Raw genomic sequence first — 20,559 nt, forward strand, 5'->3', positions numbered from 1 at the left:
GATGACAACACGTTTTTCAAAAGATTTTTTATGGGGCGGCGCAACAGCAGCCAATCAACTAGAAGGCGCCTATGATCGTGATGGCAAGGGATTATCTGTGGCAGATGCAATGCCTGGTGGGAAAAAACGCTTTGAGATTATCGGTAGCGAAACATTTGACTGGACGATCGATCCAGAAAACTATAACTATCCGAATCATCAAGGTATCGATCATTATGATCGTTTTAAAGAAGATATCGCGTTATTCGCTGAAATGGGTTTTAAATGTTACCGTTTCTCGATTGCTTGGACACGAATCTTTCCTCAAGGGGATGAATCAGTACCGAATGAAGCTGGTCTTACTTTTTATGAGCAAGTAATTGATGAATGTTTAAGCTATGGGATCGAACCAGTAATCACGATTTCCCATTATGAAATGCCTCTAAATCTAGCTAAAGCATATGGGGGGTGGAAGAACCGCCAATTGATCGACTTTTATGAACGATTTGCCAGAACAGTTCTTGAACGTTTCAGTAGTAAGGTGAAATATTGGATGACCTTCAATGAAATCAATTCAGCGTTCCATTTTCCGGCATTGAGCCAAGGATTGGTAAAAAGCAATGGTGCGGGTGAGTATCAAAATATCTTCCAAGCATGGCACAATCAATTTGTAGCAAGTAGTAAAGCAGTAAAAATCGCCCATGAATTACGTAAAGATATCCAAGTAGGTTGCATGATCATTTACGCAACTACGTATAGCATTGACGCCAATCCAATCAATCAGGTCGCAACATTGATCCAAAATCAAGAATTCAATTTCTTTTGTACAGATGTACAAGTCAGAGGAGAGTATCCAGCCTACACGAAGCGTACCTATGAAAAATATGGTGTAGATAGTCAAAAATTAGAACAGACAAAAGAAGATTTTGACTTATTAAAAGCTTATCCAGTGGACTATATCGGGTTTAGCTACTATATGTCGACAGCAATCAATGAAACCGATCCAACAGCGGCAACATCAGCGGGTAACCTACTCGGTGGTGTGAAAAATCCATTTTTAGAAGCTAGTGAGTGGGGCTGGCAGATTGATCCGGAAGGGTTGCGAATTGCTTTAAACGAATTGTACAATCGTTATGAGAAGCCATTGTTCATCGTGGAAAATGGCCTAGGTGCGATCGACAAAGTCGAAGAAGATGGAAGTATCCATGATGATTATCGAATCGATTATCTACGTCGCCATATCGAAGCAATGGGTGAAGCAGTAGCGGATGGTGTTGAACTTATGGGATATACGCCTTGGGGCTGTATTGATCTGGTCAGTGCTTCAACGGGTGAAATGAGTAAACGCTATGGCTTTATCTATGTGGATTTAGACGATGAAGGCAAGGGAACTTTGGACCGTTCAAAGAAAAAGTCATTTGATTGGTACAAAGAAGTTATCGCCTCAAATGGGGAAAAGTTGTAGAAGGAAGCGTGGGATAAAAGTAAGAAACACTTTTGTCTCATTCTTTAAAAACGAATATATGGTGGGAGCAGAAGTAACTCCTTCTTAAATAAGCCGAAATTCACAAAAATTTGAAAAGCAATTTTCGTGAATTTCTTCTTATTTCTCGGAGTTAAACACTTCTGTCCCAACCTCGATTCATTCTGATACGTAAAATGGAAGTTTCAAAAACTACTCTCTTTGTTTAAAGCAAGTTCGCTTTATTCCAAAAAGTAGATAAGCAAATGATGTGAGTCAAAAGAGGTCGAGACAAAAGTCGTTTAGGTTCTCGAAATTTCCGAAAAACCTGACTTTTGGCCGCCGTTTGTTCGAGAATCTGTGGCAAAACTGATTTTTAGTTTTGTTCCACACTCTTTTTTTATTTTTCACCCTTTATTATTGCTCAGGTCAAACCATGCTTTTCATAACCTCTCTTATCTTTTATATTCTTTTTTTATTTTATCTATGCTATTCTTTTAGTAACAGCAAAACGAAAGGTGACGCCATGAAAAGAACCCGTGTATTATATTTAGAAGTTGCAGATAAGATCAAAGAGGATATTTTTTCAGGGAAATATCCAGTTGGCACGATGTTGCCTACTGAAAATGAGCTAGAGGAATTGTTTCAAGTGAGCAAAATAACTGTTCGTAAGGCAATTGAATTACTAGCGGCAGATGAGTATGTTGAAAAGAAGAGTGGTAGAGGAACTACGGTCCTAAGTAATCGCCCGTATAATCGATTGTCAAAAGCAGCAAGTTTTACGCAAATTCTCAAAAATTCACAATATGAAGTTCGAAAAGAAACACTAGAGTTAAAAAAAATTGCTTTAAAAAAAGATGATCCGTTGTATGGTTATTTTGGTTCGCATGCTACTCGATTTAAGCGCTTATATTATTTGAATGATGAGCCCTATATTTACTTTATCCATTATTTGCCGAGTGAGATGATCAGAGTGAAACGCAAGGAATTTGACGAAGAATCCCTTTATCGATTGCTGACGCAAAAAGGAGAATACATAGATGTATTTTCAGATGATTTTTCTGCTATTTTTCTCAGCGAGGAAGAGCAAGAAATCTTAAAGACATCTGCACAAATTGGCATAAAGAGAATTCGTCGATCATCCAATCAACAAGGAGAAATCCTTGAATATTCAGAAGCAATCTATCATACAGATTTACATCCTTATCATATTGACTATGAAACATAATGTCTAGCAATAAATACTTTGCTTAATAAGTGGATAGATCTGAGTAGTATTTCTTATCTCTCAGGAAAGTTCACTTGTTAGGCAGGGATATTTATTTCACTATAAGAAAATAATCTGGATAAACACCCAAGTGAAGGACTAGCTGGGTGGCCCATTTTGTAGGTGATGGGGCAGGTATGCTATAGTCTAGTGTCAACTTCTTTTTTTAAACATTATGAAAAACGTTTACATTTGAAGGTAGTTATGCTACTATCAATGCGTAAACATTATAATGTTATATAAGTAGTGAGCGTAAATGGATAAATTTGTAGGGATCATCGAGCGAAGAATCATGCCGGTTGCCAATCGTATCGGTACTCAGCGACACATGACAGCAATTAGAAAAGGGATCATTGCCACCATGCCGCTAACGATCGTCGGTTCGTTTTTCACCATTTTACTGAATATCCCCATCGAATCAGTAGCAGCAGTCATTGAACCGTATCGTGAAATATTGGATATTCCTTTTTGTTATACAGTAGGAATCCTTGCATTGTATGCTACATTTGGCATTGCATCATCATTAGCCAAAAGTTATAAACTGGATTCTTTGACTGCAGGTATTTTAGCTTTGATGTCCTTTCTGATTGTAGCAGCGCCAACGCTTCGAGTAGTCGAAGATTTGGAAGGGGTTACGGCTGGCCGTTATATCAATATTGCGAATTTAGGTTCTGGTTCATTATTTGGCGCTATCGTTACAGCAATTGTTTCTGTTGAAATCTATCGTTTTTTTATTGAGAAAAAGATTACGATCAAAATGCCTGATGGTGTACCACCAGAAGTGACGAATTCTTTTGTAGCATTGATTCCAGGTGCAGTTATCTTGATTTTTTTCTGGGTAGTGCGTCATATGCTGGGATTTGATTTAAATGGGTTCCTAAGCCAATTATTGATGCCTCTAAAAGGTGTACTAGCTGGTAATAGCTTGTTTGGCGGCTTGTTGACTGTCTTTCTGATTTGTTTCTTTTGGGTTCTTGGGATTCACGGTCCTGCAATCATGGGACCAGTTATTCGACCATTTTGGGATATCTCGATTGCCGAAAATATCGATGCATTCAATGCTGGAACAAATGCTCAGAATATGCCAAATATTTTTACAGAGCAGTTCTTGCAATGGTTCGTCTAGATCGGAGGAGCTGGGACAACGCTAGCTTTAGTTGTACTATTTATGTTTTCTAAATCAAAATACCTGAAAAGTTTAGGACGATTATCTATTTTACCTGGCCTTTTCAATATCAATGAGCCAATGATTTTTGGTGCACCGATCGTCATGAATCCTGTCTTAGGTATTCCTTTTATTGTTGCTCCATTAGTGACAACCACCTTGTCTTATATATTGACGGTAAGTGGAGTCGTACCGATGATGGTGGCACGATTACCTTTTGCGATGCCTGCACCGATTGCCGCGTGGATGAGTACCAATTGGAGTGTGGCAGCAGGAGTTCTTGTTGTCGTGAATTTCTTGATCACTCTGGCAATTTATTATCCATTTTTCAAAGTGTTTGAAAAACAACAGCTGGCTCGTGAAGCAGAAGAACTAGCTAAGGAAGAAGCGGCTAAAATGATGGATGGCATCACGCAGGAGCAAGCATAGTAAGTAAAGAAGAGGGGGAGAAAAATGAAGCGTTCATTAGGCGTGTCCCTTTATCCAGATCATAGTGATTTGGATGAGGACAAAGAATATATAAAATTAGCACAAAAATATGGGTTTACGCGTATTTTTATGAGCATGTTAGAGGTAACAGAGGACCCTGAAATCGTAAAAGAAAAATTTCGTCAGCTGATTACTTTTGCTAAAAGTTTGGGATTTGAAACGATTTTAGATGTCGCACCGAATATTTTTGAACAGCTGGATATTTCTTACGACGATCTTGGATTTTTCCATGAAACAGGTGCAGACGGAATCCGTTTAGATTTAGGTTTCGATGGCAAAAAAGAAGCATTGCTTACGTATAACCCCTATCAATTAGCAATTGAGTTGAATATGAGTAATGATGTGGCCTATCTGGAAAATATTTTAAGTCATCAAGCAAACCAGCCATTTTTATATGGATGTCATAACTTCTATCCCCAAGAAGGAACGGGATTACCCTATGCCTTTTTTCAATCTTGTAGTGAACGATTTAAGAAGCATGGAATTCGAACAGCGGCCTTTATTTCGTCACAGGTGGGAACGATCGGGCCATGGGATATCAATGATGGGTTGCCGACATTGGAAATGCACCGACATTTAGCGGTAGAAACGGCGGCGAAGCATCTGTTTGCTACCAATTTGATCGATGATGTGATCATTGGGAATGCCTATGCTTCAGAAGAAGAACTACAAGCTTTAGGAAATCTGGATTGTTACCAAACAACGTTTACGGCCGAATTTGTATCTGGATTAAATGAAGTTGAGCGAGCAATCATGTTGAATGAACAGCATGTTAGACGAGGAGATATTACGGAACAAGTGATTCGTTCGACAGAAGTGCGTAAAAAGTATAGTGGACAAAGCAATCCTGCCCATGATACAACCTTTGAATTTCAACGAGGAGACGTTGTTATCGGAAACGACAGCTTTGGCAAATATAAGAATGAATTGCAAATTGTTTTAGAACCGCATAGTGATTCAAGAAAAAACAAAGTCGGTTCGATCATTCCGGAAGAAAAAATCTTACTTGATTTTATTCATCCGTGGTCAAAATTTAAATTTATAGAAAAGCAGGCGCGATAATGTTTGATTTGGTAATCAGAAAAGCTCATACAGTAACAGGAAAAATAATGGATATTGGAATTGAAGATGGGAAAATCAAAAAAATTGCTCCGACCATTCGTGAAAAAGGAAGAAGAGAAGAAGTCTTAGCTCCTGATCAGTATTTATCTGCTGGTTGGATCGATGATCATGTGCATTGTTATGAAGAAATGACACTTTACTATGATTATCCTGACCAAATTGGGATAATGAAAGGTGTGACAACAGTCATTGATGCAGGAACTACTGGTGCTGAAAATATCAGTCAATTTTATGAACATGCCCAACAAGCAAAAACCAATGTCTACGCACTATTGAATATTTCAAAATGGGGAATCATCAAACAAGACGAACTAGCGGATCTGACAAAGATCCAAAGTGACTTAGTGAAAGAAAAATTAACAGAACTTCCTGATTTTATTGTAGGTATCAAAGCACGAATGAGTAAAACAGTTGTGGGAGAAAATGGGATCATCCCACTTCATATGGCAAAAAAAATCCAACAAGAAAATCAAAATTTACCCTTGATGGTCCATATTGGTTCTGCTCCACCACATTTATCTGAAATTTTAGATGGACTGGACCGCGGAGATGTCTTGACGCATTGCTTTAACGGAAAAGCAAATGGGATCATGGATCAACAGACGAAAAAAATCAAGCCTTTTGTTAAAAAAGCAATAGAAAAGGGAATCATTTTTGATATTGGACATGGGACAGATAGTTTTAATTTTGAGGTAGCTGAAAAAGCGTATGAACAAGGAGTCAAGGCAGATTCGATCAGTACTGACATCTATATCAAAAATCGTAAAAATGGTCCTGTTTATGATTTAGCAACGATAATGGAAAAGTTGCACTTGATTGGGTATACATGGCCTGAAATAATCGAAAAAGTGACGGTTGCCCCTGCTGAAAATTTTCAGTTAAGAAAAAAAGGGAAGATCGAAGAAGGTTTCGATGCTGATTTCACAATATTTGAATGGCGAGACCAAAAGAAAACAGTGACTGATTCAAACGGCAACCAACGAATGATAACGGAACAAATCAGACCAGTGTACACGATTATTGGAGGAAAGAAATATGAGTGTGAGTAATGAAAAATTCAATCTAAAAGAAGTCATTAACGCTTCAGGAAGAATGACAGTGTTGGGTGTGTCGAAAGTTTCAGAAGCTGTTCTTGAGGCCCAACGTTTTGGTGGTACACATTTTTTTGAAATGGCTGACCTTAGTGAAAAAACGGGAGGTTACTTAGCTCAACTCTTAGACGTAGACGATGTCCAAATCGTCTCTTCTGCTTCAGCCGGCATTGCGCAATCCATTGCCGCAGTCATTGGGCAAGGTAGTTTGGCTCATGTATATCACCCTTATTCAGCTACCATCAAGAAAAAAGAAATCATTTTGCCAAAAGGACACAATGTTGATTATGGTACTTCTGTGGAGTTGATGGTGCAACAAGGTGGTGGGAAAGTCGTTGAAGCAGGCTATGCAAATATGTGTACACCTGAACACATCGAAATGATGATCACAGAACAAACAGCGGCAATCTTGTATATCAAGAGCCATCACACCGTACAAAAGAGTATGCTGACTATTTCGGAAGCAGTCGAGGTGGCAAAGAAGAACGATTTGCCTTTGATCGTTGATGCCGCAGCGGAAGAAGATTTATTGAAATATACACAATTAGGCGCAGATCTAGTTATTTATTCAGGCGCAAAAGCAATCGAAGGACCTAGCGCTGGTATGGTCATTGGAAAAAATCCTTATGTGCCGTGGGTACGTATGCAATCAAAAGGGATTGGTCGTTCGATGAAAATCGGGAAAGAAAACATCCTTGGTTTTACTCAAGCAGTCGAGGATTATTTGCAAAATGGGAGTGAATCAGGGGAATCAATGAAAAAACGATTGCAACCATTTATAGAAGAATTGAACAAGATCGAACATCTTGACGCAAAAATCGTGCAAGACCCAGCTGGAAGAGAAATCTATCGTGCAAGTGTGAAGGTCACAGGGAAATCTGCAAAAACAGTTATCAGTGAGTTAAAAGAACAAAATCCAGCAATCTATACCCGAGAATATCAAGCAAATAATGGCATCATTGAATTTGATATCCGTTCGGTCGATCAAACAGAGATGAAAAAAATCATTCAACGGCTGAAGGAAATAGTGAAGGAGAGAGTATAAATGATACGAACACCCAATTATTTAAAAGATCAGATTTGCTTGAATGTCTTGGCAAATTCGCTCCAAAATGCAAAAGAATGCTACGAAGCAGCAGAAGGACACATTCTGTTAGGGGTGCTTTCAAAAAATTATCCGAATGATGAAGCGGCAATCAAAGAAATGAAGCAGTATCAAGAAGCTACCAATAATGCTTTATCAATTGGTTTGGGGGCAGGAGACCCGAATCAAAGTCAGATGGTCACTCGATTAGCCAAAGTCTTGCAACCGCAACATGTCAATCAAGTATTTACAGGTGTGGGGGCAACACGAGCTGTCTTAGGACAGTCGGAGACAGTCGTTAACGGGCTAGTTTCTCCGACAGGAAAAGAAGGATATGTCAATATTGCCACAGGACCATTAAGTTCACAAGGAACAGCGGGGGTGGTAACGATCGAAACGGCGATTCGCCTCTTGCAAGACATGGGAGGAACATCGATCAAATATTTCCCTATGAAGGGATTAGAACATCAGAAAGAATATGAAGCAGTAGCCCAAGCCTGTGCGCTTTATGATTTTGCTTTAGAACCAACTGGTGGCATCGATTTAGAGAATTTTGAAGAAATCGTTCAAATCGCAGTTGATGCAGGGGTAAAAAAAATCATTCCTCATATCTATAGCTCCATCATTGATCCGACTACTGGAAACACAAGACCTGAGGATGTTCGCAGACTATTGGAGATCACAAAAAAAATCGTAGAGTAAGGTGAAAAAATGAAAATTGGTGCATTTGGTGAAGTGATGCTGCGATTGACACCACCTGAATATTTGATGCTAGAACAAACACATACACTTCGAATGTCTTATACAGGGACCGGCGTGAATCTTGTAGGAAATTTGGCGCATTTTGGCATTGAAAGTTATTTGCTGTCTGCATTACCTGCTAATCGGCTAGGTGATGCGGCGTTAGCCAGTTTAAAAGGGTTAGGCGTCCATACCACTTATATTATTCAAAAAGAACAGCATATCGGGACCTATTTTGCGGAAATGGGGTATGGCATTCGTCCAACTGAGGTAACGTATCAAAATCGGAAGCATAGCTCTTTTGGACTAGCCGAAAAAAGGGATTATCAACTAGATGGATTTATTGAAGCAGTTGATCTTGTGCATATCTGCGGTATCAGTTTAAGTTTGACTGATCTCTCAGCACAAACAGCAATTGCTTTGGCAAAAAAAGCAGATGAACAAGGGAAAAAAGTTTGTTTTGATTTTAATTTCCGTCCTAGTTTAAATCAGGAAAAAGATAAAAAAGCGGTGCTGAAACAACGCTATGAAGAGATTCTTCCCTACTGTACACTTTTACTAGGCTCGATTCGTGATTTGACGGAGTTGATGGAATGGCAGTCTGAATTTTCTGAGGCCGAAACGCCAAACGAATATATTCGTTCTTTCCTAGATTACTATGGGATTGAATGGTTTGCAGGAACGAAACGGACGGTGAGTGGGGGAAACAAACGATTAAGTGGTTATTTGATTACTTCACAAGAAGCTGTAGAGACAGAGTTGTACGATCTTTTTGTGCTAGATCGAATTGGTGCAGGCGATGCATTCGCAGCAGGGATTTTATTGGGGTATGCAGAAAAATGGGCACTTTCACGAACTGTAGAGTTTGCCTTGGCAAATGCACGACTTGCACATGCTATCCAAGGTGATGTTCCTTTAACTACCAGAAAGAAAGTCCAACAATTGTTAGATGCACCAGATGTGGATCTGATCAGATAAAAGAAACAGTCGACGGACACAGACATCCATCAAGATGGGCTATTCTGCCTTGTTCTGATGGGTGTTTTTTGAATAATGGTAATTAATTATTTTTAATTATATAGATATTTTATTGTTCAGAAAAGTTGTCAAATTACTATTTTTCAGGATATATACTAAATAAAAAAAGTTTTCTACAAAAAGTTGGTGGAAAAACAGAACAGTTTTTTGTGATTTTTTGGATTCGCTTGACTACTGTTCAAGTGATCAGTATCATAAATGACAGATAGAAACAGCTAAATAAAAAAGGCGCCTCCATTTCTAGTGGCAGCTAGAAACAGAGGCCTTGAAAAGTCATACACAGTGACCAGTCAAGTTTGCCATAGTCAATGGAAACCATCGACTTCGTTTATTGTATCGAATCTTAGAGGAGAAATCTAGCCTTTTGGAGAGAAAAAATAAACAAAATGAATGCGTTTTATTTGCTGTGTCAAAAAAGGATTGGGCAACGCGTGTCCAATCCTTTTTTTATCCAATAAATACACCTGAGGATAAGAGTATCTAGCAAGGATCAAATGGCGGCCAGAAGGTAGATACGTTGATGCAGTTCATCTGGTTGTGTGTATGGATCTTTTCAGGATAATGAATGACCTCGTGTAAGTGGCATTCAGCCAATCATTATTTGGTTGTTTTCTATCGTTGATCAAAAGGAAAAATGATCATGTATGCTAGGCGTTAAGGGGAAAACGACCAAACGTTCATAATTGCTTACCAAGTAAATAAAATAAAAAAAAGCAAGGGTTACCATCTTTTGTATGGTGGAAAGCCTTGCTTTTTTATTGCATGTTTATACATAAAAAGCTTTTTTATTTACGTAAGGTCTACTATAATAAGAAAAAAGTTACCTAAAGTAATTATTTTTGAGCGATAAAGGAGTGATAGAATGGATCAAGAACGATCAGAGGCTTATTTGGGTGCTTGTATGATTGCGAAACGAACGACTGAATTTTTGCCTACACCACCAAATGGACTGCAGCGAAGGCATATTTATATTTTGAAAACTTGTTATCATTTGAAAGAAACAAATGGCACTGTGAAAATCAGTGATATCGCTAAAGCAATCAAAGGAACTCTACCGAGTGTGACAAAAAATGTCGCAACCTTAGAAGAACTAGGGTATATGAAAAAACAAACAAATAAAAAAGATCGGCGCATCATCAATGTTGATTTAACCGATAAAGGCTTGGCTCTTTATCGTAAGGATGTTTCTGGATTCCATGAGCAAAATGCAGAAATTTTACAAGAAATTTCTATTGAAGATATGGATACGACGATTCGAACAATCAAACGAATCTATGAGTTGATGAACGATAGTATGAGTTATCAGAAAGGAGAGATGGAATGTATCGAACATTAGGAAGATCATTAAGACAATATAAAAAACCGGCTGTATTTACGATGATCTTCATGGCTTTGGAGGTATCTATGGAAGTCATGCTCCCTTTTTTGATGGCAAAGATACTTGATCGCGGTTTTGAAACAAAAGATATCAGTTACATTGTCAAGATAGGTCTGCTTATGTGCTTGGTTGCTAGTCTATCAATGTTATTTGGCGTATTGGGAGGGAAATTCTCCTCAGACGCTTCTGCTGGATTTGCAGGGAATTTGCGGGAAGATATTTATAAAAATATCCAAAGCTTTTCTTTTCAGAATATTGATCGGTTTTCAACCTCAAGCTTGATTACTCGTTTGACGACTGACATCATGAATATCCAAAATGCTTTCCAAATGGTTCTGAAAACAATTATTCGTGCCCCATTCACAATTGTTTTTGCCTATGGGATGGCTTCCTATACCAATACCAAATTAGCATTAGACATTTTGATCATCATCCCAGTAGTCGCAGTTATTTTGATTGGGATTGTTTACAAAGTCCACCCTTATTTTCTTCAGGTGTTTAAAAAATATGATCGTTTGAATCAGACCGTTCAAGAAGATATCAATGGTGTCCGTGTCGTTAAATCATATGTCCGTGAAGAAAAAGAGATCGACAAGTTCAAACATGCTTCGGATGAGATCAAAAAGATTTTTATGAAAGCAGAGAAGATCATTGCACTGAATAGCCCAATCATGCAGATTGCCATTTACAGTACATTGCTTGTTGTCTATTGGTTCGGAGCAAAGTATGTTGTTGGAGATATGATGTCTGCTGGTGAGTTAACGAGTTTTATCATGTATATGATGCAGATCTTGAATAGTTTGATGATGATTTCAATGATTTTTGTCATGATCGTTATTTCCGAAGCTTCCGTTGAACGTGTTTCAGAAGTGTTGACAGAAAAAAGCACATTAACTAGCCCAGAAAATGCACTGAAAGAACTTGAAAATGGAGCAATCGAATTTAAAGACGTCCGATTTAGTTATAATCCACAAGCAGCAGAACCCAACTTAAGCCAGATCAACTTACAAATTGCTTCAGGTGAGACGATTGGTATATTGGGGGGGACAGGAAGTGGGAAAACTTCCTTGATCCAACTGATCCCACGCTTATATGATACTTCTACTGGAGAAGTATTAGTAGGTGGTAAAAATGTAAAGGAATATGATCTAGTGACCCTAAGAGATCAGATCTCAATGGTTCTTCAAAAGAATACACTGTTTTCAGGCACGATCATTGAAAATCTTCGCTGGGGCAATGAGCATGCGAGCTTAGAAGAAGTAAGGCATGCCGCTAAATTAGCACAAGCAGATGGGTTTATCAATGAGTTTCCAGATGGCTATGAAACGGTCTTGGATCAAGGTGGGACCAATGTTTCAGGTGGTCAAAAACAACGGTTGACGATTGCGAGAGCACTGTTGAAAAATCCTAAAGTATTGATTCTGGATGATTCAACAAGTGCTGTAGATACGAAAACAGATCGTATGATCCGCCAGTCTTTGATGAAAGAAATCCCCGACATTACGAAAATCATCGTGGCACAAAGAATCTCTTCGATCCAAGATGCAGATCGAATCGTCGTTTTAGATGAAGGAAAGATCAATGGGATCGGCACGCATGAAGAATTATTAGCGATGAACCAAATCTACCAAGAAGTGTATGAATCACAAGTGAAGAGAGGGCGAATCAGTGAGGAATAATCAATTACAAACAAGTCCAGTCAAATTGTTGAAACGAATTTTTTCCTATGCACTGAAATATCGTCTTCGTTTGATCGTTGTGTTTTTTAGTATCGTGATCAGTGCGGCAACGAATGCTATTGGAATCAGTTTTATGAAACAATTGATCGATCGATTTATTGAACCATTGTCAAAACAAGAAAATCCAGATTTTGGTCCACTATTAAAAATCATTACTTTAATGGGCATCATGTATTTTACAGGGGCAATGTTTACCTACGTGTATAATCGAACGATGGTTACCGTGTCACAAGGAATCTTAAAAGATATTCGTGATGAGATGTTTACCCATATGGAAAAATTACCTGTTCGCTATTATGATTCGCATCCAACTGGTGATATCATGAGTCGTTACACAAATGATATCGATACATTGAGACAGATGATCAGTCAATCGATTCCGCAAACAATCTCTGCACTGGTGACAGTGACTGCTATTATCATTGCTATGCTGATCATCAATATTCCAATGACGATTTTTGTATTGATCATGGTTTCTTTGATGGTCTTTATCATTCGGACTTTAGGAAGTAAGAGTGGCAAGTATTTTTCCTTACAACAAGGATCTTTAGGCGCTGTAAATGGTTACGTGGAAGAAATGATCGAAGGGCAAAAAGTAGTCAAAGTTTTTAATCATGAACCGCAAGCAATCCAAGGTTTTGTTACATTGAACAATGAGTTAAAGTTGAATTCGACTAAGGCCAATACGTATGCCAATATTTTGATGCCCATCATGGGAAATATTGGAAACTTCACGTACCTTCTAACAGCTGTGATTGGAGCTATTTTTTCAATCACTGGCGTTACAGCATTAACACTAGGAAGTATTGCTTCATTTGTTCAATTTACGAAAAGTATCACGATGCCTATTTCACAGATCTCGCAACAATTCAACGCGATTATTTTATCTTTAGCAGGCGCACAACGGATTTTCGATTTATTGGATGAACAGCCAGAAGAAGATGATGGAACGATCGAGTTGGTCAACATTGAGAAAGATTCTGATGGACGAATCCGCGAATCCGCAACTCGGACTGGGGTTTGGGCTTGGAAAGACGTACAGCAAGGTACGGTACATTATACTGAACTAAAAGGGGATGTTCGTTTCAATCAGGTGACTTTTGGTTACAATGCGAATAAAGTGATTCTCCATGATATCCAATTGTTTGCAAAGCCTGGACAGAAGATTGCTTTTGTTGGGGCGACTGGTGCGGGTAAAACGACGATCACGAACTTGATCAATCGGTTTTATGATATCCAAAAAGGAACGATTACCTATGATGGTATCAATGTCGAACAGATCAAAAAGTCATCTCTTCGTCGCTCATTAGGAATCGTGTTACAGGACACACACTTATTTACTGGAACGATCAAAGAAAATATCCGTTTCGGAAAACTTGATGCAACGGATGAATAAATCTACGAGGCCGCTCAGTTAGTCAATGCAGATCATTTTATTCGTCAATTACCTAATGGCTACGATACAGAGTTGAGCGATGACGGCAGTTCTCTTTCTCAGGGACAACGACAGTTACTTTCTATTGCTCGAGCAGCTATAGCTGATCCGCCAGTACTTATCCTTGATGAAGCCACATCTAGTATCGACACTCGCACGGAAACGATCGTCCAAAAAGGAATGGATTCCTTGATGAAAGACCGGACTGTTTTTGTCATTGCGCATCGTCTATCTACGGTACGAAATTCGGATGCGATCATGGTATTGGATCAAGGAAGAATCATTGAGCGAGGAACACATGATGAGTTGATTGCCCAACAAGGAGAATACTATCAATTATACACGGGGGCATTCAAGCATAGTTGATCGTTAGAACAATAACAAAAAATAGGTTTCAAGAAAAAAGCCGAATCACTTGAAAATCGCTGGATTTTTGAGTGATTCGGCTTTTTTCTTGAAAAATTGAGCGATACTAACTCTACAGGTGACTCATTGTTTTGGAAAAAGTACCAGTGTGTATCAAAAGGAGATTTTGTAAAAAAGCAGCGAAACATTTTCTATTAGTGAAACATAACATTTGAAAAAAATCAGGAATCAACTATTTCGCAAAAATGAAAGAAAACATTAGAATGAGAAATGTTATTGACGCATGAAGTGAAAGCATAGTTTTCTCTAGAAGAAAGTCGTTTCATATTTTTTTACATAGTTATTTATTTATATTTGCTCATAAAAGCAATCCGGAAATTATGTCATCCTAAAATACTATATCTAGTGTTTTGTATTCTCTATACCATTAAAAAAGCACAAAATCTAGTCTTTTATTTTAAAAAAACAAGAGTAGAATAAAGATATACTTTTGAGTTAGGAAGTGTTTTTTTTTGAAACTGACAGTTTTTTGCGGCTCCCGTTTTGGCAATAAAGAAAGTTACAAATTTATTGCTCAAATGTTAGGAAAATATATGGCACAAGAAAATATTGAATTGGTTTATGGTGGCTCGGACTCCGGCATTATGGGTATATTTAGCCAAACCGTTCTAGAAAATAATGGAAAAGTCACAGGGATCTATCCTACCGGACTTTTCGAATTAGAAACTCCTAAGGAAGAAGTTACAACGTTCATTCCGACAGATTCAATCGATGAACGGAAAGTATTGCTCTTTGAAAAAGGCGATGCTGTACTGATTTTTCCTGGGGGATTAGGCACTTTGGAAGAGTTCTCACAACTCCTTTCTTGGATAGCTATCGGTCTCACGCCAGATAAACCAATCGGGATTTTGGATATCGGCGGCTACTATAGCGGATTGCAAACATTGCTAGAGACATTTGCCAAAGAAGGCTTTATGGATGCAAAATGGTTAAATCGGATCTTTTTTTCAAATAATCCCTTAAAGCTAGTGGATCTATTACGAGAAGAAACAACTGGATTATCAACATTATTGAAGGAGGCAAAATAATGAGTCGAATCTATTTAGCAGGCCCATTTTTTTCAGAGGAACAAATCGAACGTGTAAGTAAAATCGAAAAGGCATTGGAAGAAAATAAAACGGTGAGCAGCTTTTATTCGCCACGACACCATCAAGAAAGCAATTATGAATTGTTTACAGCAGGCTGGGCTCAAGAAGTCTACGAAAAAGATATGGAAGAATTAACTGCGGCTGATTTTGTCGTTGCTATTTTAGACTATGAACACCAATCAACTGATCCAGGTACAGCTTACGAAATAGGAGCTGCAACGATGATGAACAAACCAATGATCGTCTTTCAGGAAGAAACAGTTCCAACGAATTTGATGATCACGCAGAGCTTGCACACTTATTTGAAATCAGTAGATGAAATTCGCAACTATGATTTTGAAAAATTACCTGTAACAGCATATGTTGGCGAATACTTATAGAAAAGGAAGGATTGTATGTCAGTGATATTGATATCAGGAACAATTGGCGCAGGAAAAAGCAGTTTAACAGATATGCTTGCAAAAGAAATTGATTCAAAACCATTTTATGAAAGTGTAGAGGATAACGAAGTTTTACCGCTTTTTTATTCTAATCCGGAACAATACGCGTTTTTATTACAAATCTTTTTTTTGAATAAGCGATTTCTAGCCATGAAGAAGGCATTAGTGAATGATGACAATGTATTGGATCGTTCAATTTATGAAGATAGTTTACTCTTCCATTTGAATGCTGATTTAGGACGTGTAACAGATATCGAAGTCCAACAATACGACCATTTACTAGATACTATGTTGAATGAACTAGATGATGTGGCACCGAAAAAAAGACCAGATTTGATGGTCCATATCAAAGTATCATTAGATACGATGTTGGAACGGATCAAAAAACGTGGTCGTACGTACGAACAACTTGAAAGTGATGAAACGCTATATGGATATTATGAATCATTGAATCAGCGATATGATCAATGGTACGAAGATTTTGATGTATGTCCTAAGATCCAGATCGATGGAGATCGGTTTGATTTTGTAGAAAAACCGGAACATGCCCAAGAAGTGATCAAACAGATCCAACAAAAATTAGGTGAATTAGAAGGAGAGTCTTCTGGCAGTTACTTTACAGAAAACAATCATGCGAAAGGGCAAGGGCTTGGATTGTAAAGAGAGTATCCTTTAAAACAATAGTGAAAAAGTCAAAGGACAGAAATTAAAAATGAGGGTAGGATAAAAGCAAAAAAACTTTTATCCTACCCTCATTTTTACTTAATTATAGAAATCTCCGACGAAGCTTTCTTTTGTATAAGTTTCAAATGATTTAAATGAATCTTTGATTAATTTATGACAATGGTCACAAATACTTAGGCTTCCTTGATCGCTAAATTCAGTATGAATATTCTTGCTACTTGTACATGTACAGTAGTCGTGACTATCAAATATACTCATTGTTTTCTCCTTTATTTCAAACTGCTTACTCAATATAACAGAAAAATATGAAATATCCATAAGAATTAAGCAAAATTAAAAAAATGTTCCACGAATCAACAGAAGAATACAAAAAAGAGGTCGAGACAAAAGTATTTCTTACTTTTGTCCCAACCTTTTTTTGAAATTTTCGAAAAAACTGACTTTTAGACGCCGTTTATGCGAGAGAGGCTGGGACAGAAGTGTTTAACTCCGAGAAATAAGAAGAAATTAACGAAAATTGCTTTTCAAATTTTTGTGAATTTCGTCTTATTTCCGAAGGAGTTGCTTCTGCTCCTGCCGTTTACTCGAGCGTTTGTAGCAAAACTGATTTTTTGATTTGCCAACATTTGCGAAACAGATAAATTTATTTCGGAGTTGCTCATTTTTGTATGGACAACGCGTGTAGCCTATGCAAAACGATTAGAGGCTATAGATATTTCCATCCTCGTCTTCTATGCGATAATTTCCGATTTTAGTGAATTGAATCGACACGTCTTTTCCTTTTTCTTTTCCTGTGATCGTATAATTATCTGATTTAGTTTTTATCTTGATATCGGTTAAAGTGATTGCTTTTTTTGTAGTATTGGAAGTATCCGTTTCATCTTCAGCATACGTGCGTACCCAAGTCATCTTATTATCTGTGAAGGTGAGTTGACCACTGATTAGATTCATATCTTTGCGCACCTTCAAGGAATACTGGCTATTTGTAATATCTGACTTATCTGCCATCAGAATAGATGAGTCAGTGGTTTGTTCGGATGATTGATCTGCCCCACCAAACAAACTACAGCCTGATAGAGTAGAACTTGCAAAAAGCAAAACAACCATTACGATTAATTTCTTCAAAATACTGCCCCCATTTTATAGTTATCAAAATTATACCATTAGACAGGAAAACATGAAACGGATGAGCGTGAAAATCCGTGATTTTAGTGAGTCTACTTTTTAAACAAGAAGGGAAAAATTATTTTTTCGAATTGGTTCTTCAAGAAAAACGTCCTGTACTTTGCTAAGTATAGGGTTATTTTAAAAAATGTCAATTGGTCTAATCCTTTTTAGAAAACGTTTCATAAATAGGCTTGTAAGTTGAGAAAACGTTTGCTATATTGATGGGGAAGTAACGAGTGATGAGATTCACAAAAGTTATTGTAACTCTATAAAAGAAGGTGCGACTATGACAAATTATCAATTTCCTGCTCACTTTTGGTGGGGGTCAGCAGCAAGTGGTCCTCAAACGGAAGGCCGTGTATCTGGTGATGGCAAAGGAGAAAATATCTTTGATTATTGGTACAGTAAAGAACCAGAAAAATTTTTCAATCAAGTAGGACCGGGAAAAGCATCACAAGTTTATACAAAATACAAAGAAGATGTCCAATTAATGAAACAGACAGGCCACAATTCATTTCGGACATCTATTCAGTGGAGTCGTTTGATTCCTGAAGGGATCGGCGAAGTCAATCCAAAAGCAGTTGAATTTTACCATAGCTATTTCGATGAATTGATTGAAAATGGCATCGAACCTTTTGTCAATTTATATCATTTCGATATGCCGATGGCACTCCAAGAAAAGGGTGGTTGGCTCAATCGGGAAACAGTGGAAGCATATGAACGTTACGCAAAAATCTGTTTTGAATTATTTGGAACAAAAGTCAAGAAATGGTTCACACATAATGAACCAATCGTACCTGTAGAAGCTGGATATCTTTACCGCTGGCATTATCCGGAAGAGTCAGACATGAAACAAGCTGTTCAAATAGGCTATCACGAAGCATTAGCATCTGCTTTAGCAGTTAAAGCGTATCATGAAATGGAACTAGAAGGTCAAATCGGTATCATTTTGAATTTGACACCAAGTTACCCTAGAGATGAAAAAAATCCAGAAGACGTGAAAGCAGCTGCAATCGCTGATGCCTTTTTCAATCGTTCTTTTCTAGATCCAGCGGTCAAAGGAGAATTTCCACAGGAATTAGTAGCAATCGTCAAAGAACTAGGGATCATGCCTGCAATCAATGAGGGCGACTTGACGATCATCAAAGAAAATACGATCGACTTGTTAGGGATCAATTACTACCAGCCTCGAAGAGTAAAGGCAAAAGAAACACCGATCGATCAAGAAAACGGTCCGATGCCAGAAGACTATTTTGATAATTATCAGATGCCTGGTCGTAAAATGAATCCTTATCGAGGATGGGAAATCTATGAAAAAGGAATCTATGATATTTTGGTCAATGTTCGTGAGAACTATGGCAATATCGAATGCTTTATTTCTGAAAATGGGATGGGTGTCGAAAATGAAGCTCGTTTCATCAAAGAAGACGGGATGATCCATGACGACTATCGAATCGAATTTGTTCAAGAACACTTGAAATATGTGCATCAGGCGATTCAAGAAGGTAGTAATTGTTTAGGCTATCATATGTGGACGTGTATGGATAATTGGTCTTGGACGAATGCCTATAAAAACCGATATGGGTTCATTTCTGTCGATTTATCAAACGATGGAAAACGGACGATCAAGAAATCCGGCTATTGGTTTAAAGAGTTATCTGATAAAAATGAAATGATTTTATAGCAATAAAGAGGAGGTTGAGACAAAAGTCGTGTAGGTTTGAGAAATTGGAGAAAAAAACGAGCAATACGTTTTTTGTATTGCTCGTTTTTTTTGAAATTTCCGAAAAAACTGACTTTTGGTCACCGTTTATTGGAGAGTCTGTAGCAAAACTGATTTTTACCTTTGCTCCACATTCTTTTTTTAGTACAGACGGTAAAAAGGTGTCTGTTGTAATCATGTATAAGTTTATTTTGCAACAAGAAAATCTGTCATGGATATTTTCCTCAATAAAAGCATCGAGCAAATGGAAGAGAAAAAAGTGGTTCGAATTAGGAGAAATGGGTATGTGCATCCTTTTTTTAGACGATAAAAAATAATTCTAGTTTTTTAAAGCTTTTTTTTATTTTTTCCTCTATAAGCCCCTTTTTTTGTATATAATAGTATAGGTAAAATTGAATAGGAGTGAAGGAAGGCATGAGAAAAAAGAGACCTTTTCTTCTCTTTTGGTTACTTGGTTTTTTCCTACTGCTTATTTTGTCTGCTGCGGCTTCAGGAAAAATGACAGCTGATATTTCTCAAAAAAATACAGAAAAAATAGTTGCAAGTAAAGAATCAGTAGATAAATTTAAAAAAGAATTTTCGACGTATTGGTGGGAAGATTATAAATTAGTAGCCAACTACGATAAGGGAGAATTAGAGATCTATTTGCCAAAAGATAAGGAAAATAATCAGTTCATCAATATAGATGATGTGCTGAGTGCGATTTCATTTAGACAATATCAATTCAAGGACAAACACTTGACGGTTTTATTACTAACCAACAAAGGGGAACCCTTGGCCCGATTAAAAAATGGCAAAGTCAAAACCAGTTATTCGGATAAAATCAATGTAGATGTAGTCGATAAACGACTAAAAGAATGGATCAAAACAAACGAGCAAGTGAAAAAAATTCAGAGTCTACCACTACGTCAGATTCTCCGACAGCACCTCCTTCGACTAGTGGGGAAACAGGTGTAAATACGGTCAATAATCAAAGTGAATTAAATCAAAATAATCAATAGAACTATCTAAAAAGAGTAGAAAAACGAATTAGTTGTTTCT

At 37.6% G+C, this 20,559-nt stretch carries 14 protein-coding genes and 3 pseudogenes; 16 read left to right on the forward strand and 1 reads right to left on the reverse strand.

What is annotated here, in order from left to right:
* Nucleotide 1: 1 nt before the first annotated feature.
* From ED2_RS04350 to ED2_RS04425, 14 genes and pseudogenes are all read left to right on the forward strand, one after another.
* Nucleotides 2–1,444, forward strand: coding sequence for a glycoside hydrolase family 1 protein (locus ED2_RS04350; RefSeq protein WP_005877189.1), 1,443 nt, complete (start codon nt 2–4; stop codon nt 1,442–1,444).
* A 523-nt stretch (nt 1,445–1,967) separates the two neighbouring features.
* Nucleotides 1,968–2,669 carry a GntR family transcriptional regulator gene (locus ED2_RS04355; RefSeq protein WP_005877190.1) on the forward strand — a complete coding sequence of 234 codons (702 nt, stop codon included), beginning with the start codon at nt 1,968–1,970 and terminating at the stop codon, nt 2,667–2,669.
* Between the two features lie 295 nt (nt 2,670–2,964).
* Nucleotides 2,965–4,302: pseudogene (locus ED2_RS04360) on the forward strand (PTS sugar transporter subunit IIC).
* A 24-nt stretch (nt 4,303–4,326) separates the two neighbouring features.
* Complete coding sequence (locus tag ED2_RS04370; protein WP_053108770.1) at nt 4,327–5,424, forward strand: DUF871 domain-containing protein; 1,098 nt, start codon at nt 4,327–4,329, stop codon at nt 5,422–5,424.
* Nucleotides 5,424–6,533, forward strand: a complete 1,110-nt coding sequence (locus ED2_RS04375; protein WP_016177008.1) for an amidohydrolase/deacetylase family metallohydrolase — start codon at nt 5,424–5,426, stop codon at nt 6,531–6,533. The genes ED2_RS04370 and ED2_RS04375 overlap by 1 nt, the downstream gene beginning before the upstream one ends.
* Nucleotides 6,520–7,620: a DgaE family pyridoxal phosphate-dependent ammonia lyase gene (locus tag ED2_RS04380; protein WP_005877201.1), complete on the forward strand. Its 1,101-nt coding sequence runs from the start codon at nt 6,520–6,522 to the stop codon at nt 7,618–7,620. The genes ED2_RS04375 and ED2_RS04380 overlap by 14 nt, the downstream gene beginning before the upstream one ends.
* Nucleotides 7,621–8,361 carry a 2-dehydro-3-deoxy-phosphogluconate aldolase gene (dagF, locus tag ED2_RS04385; protein ID WP_005877203.1) on the forward strand — a complete coding sequence of 247 codons (741 nt, stop codon included), beginning with the start codon at nt 7,621–7,623 and terminating at the stop codon, nt 8,359–8,361.
* 9 nt (nt 8,362–8,370) lie between these two features.
* On the forward strand, nt 8,371–9,378 hold the full coding sequence (locus tag ED2_RS04390; protein WP_016177009.1) for a sugar kinase: 1,008 nt from the start codon (nt 8,371–8,373) through the stop codon (nt 9,376–9,378).
* A 922-nt stretch (nt 9,379–10,300) separates the two neighbouring features.
* Complete coding sequence (locus ED2_RS04395; RefSeq protein WP_005877207.1) at nt 10,301–10,774, forward strand: MarR family winged helix-turn-helix transcriptional regulator; 474 nt, start codon at nt 10,301–10,303, stop codon at nt 10,772–10,774.
* A complete protein-coding gene (locus tag ED2_RS04400) occupies nt 10,759–12,495 on the forward strand; it encodes an ABC transporter ATP-binding protein (protein ID WP_016177010.1) in 1,737 nt (578 codons plus the stop codon). The genes ED2_RS04395 and ED2_RS04400 overlap by 16 nt, the downstream gene beginning before the upstream one ends.
* Nucleotides 12,485–14,356, forward strand: a pseudogene (locus ED2_RS04405) (ABC transporter ATP-binding protein). The gene ED2_RS04400 and the pseudogene ED2_RS04405 overlap by 11 nt, the downstream one beginning before the upstream one ends.
* Nucleotides 14,357–14,868: 512 nt before the next feature.
* Nucleotides 14,869–15,444: an LOG family protein gene (locus ED2_RS04415; protein WP_005877211.1), complete on the forward strand. Its 576-nt coding sequence runs from the start codon at nt 14,869–14,871 to the stop codon at nt 15,442–15,444.
* Nucleotides 15,444–15,884: a nucleoside 2-deoxyribosyltransferase gene (locus tag ED2_RS04420; protein ID WP_005877213.1), complete on the forward strand. Its 441-nt coding sequence runs from the start codon at nt 15,444–15,446 to the stop codon at nt 15,882–15,884. The genes ED2_RS04415 and ED2_RS04420 overlap by 1 nt, the downstream gene beginning before the upstream one ends.
* 15 nt (nt 15,885–15,899) lie before the next feature.
* Nucleotides 15,900–16,604, forward strand: a complete 705-nt coding sequence (locus tag ED2_RS04425; protein WP_005877216.1) for a deoxynucleoside kinase — start codon at nt 15,900–15,902, stop codon at nt 16,602–16,604.
* Nucleotides 16,605–17,327: 723 nt separating this feature from the next.
* Here the strand turns inward: ED2_RS04425 and ED2_RS04430 are convergent.
* Nucleotides 17,328–17,753: an LptM family lipoprotein gene (locus ED2_RS04430; RefSeq protein WP_005877218.1), complete on the reverse strand. Its 426-nt coding sequence runs from the start codon at nt 17,751–17,753 to the stop codon at nt 17,328–17,330.
* Between the two features lie 328 nt (nt 17,754–18,081).
* On the opposite strand from ED2_RS04430, the gene ED2_RS04435 reads away from it, so the two are divergent.
* Nucleotides 18,082–19,479 carry a glycoside hydrolase family 1 protein gene (locus ED2_RS04435; protein WP_016177014.1) on the forward strand — a complete coding sequence of 466 codons (1,398 nt, stop codon included), beginning with the start codon at nt 18,082–18,084 and terminating at the stop codon, nt 19,477–19,479.
* Nucleotides 19,480–19,932: 453 nt separating this feature from the next.
* Nucleotides 19,933–20,519, forward strand: a pseudogene (locus ED2_RS04445) (hypothetical protein).
* Nucleotides 20,520–20,559 lie beyond the last annotated feature (40 nt).

The organism is Enterococcus durans NBRC 100479 = LMG 10746, from assembly GCF_001544215.1.
In the GTDB taxonomy this organism is placed as follows: domain Bacteria; phylum Bacillota; class Bacilli; order Lactobacillales; family Enterococcaceae; genus Enterococcus_B; species Enterococcus_B durans.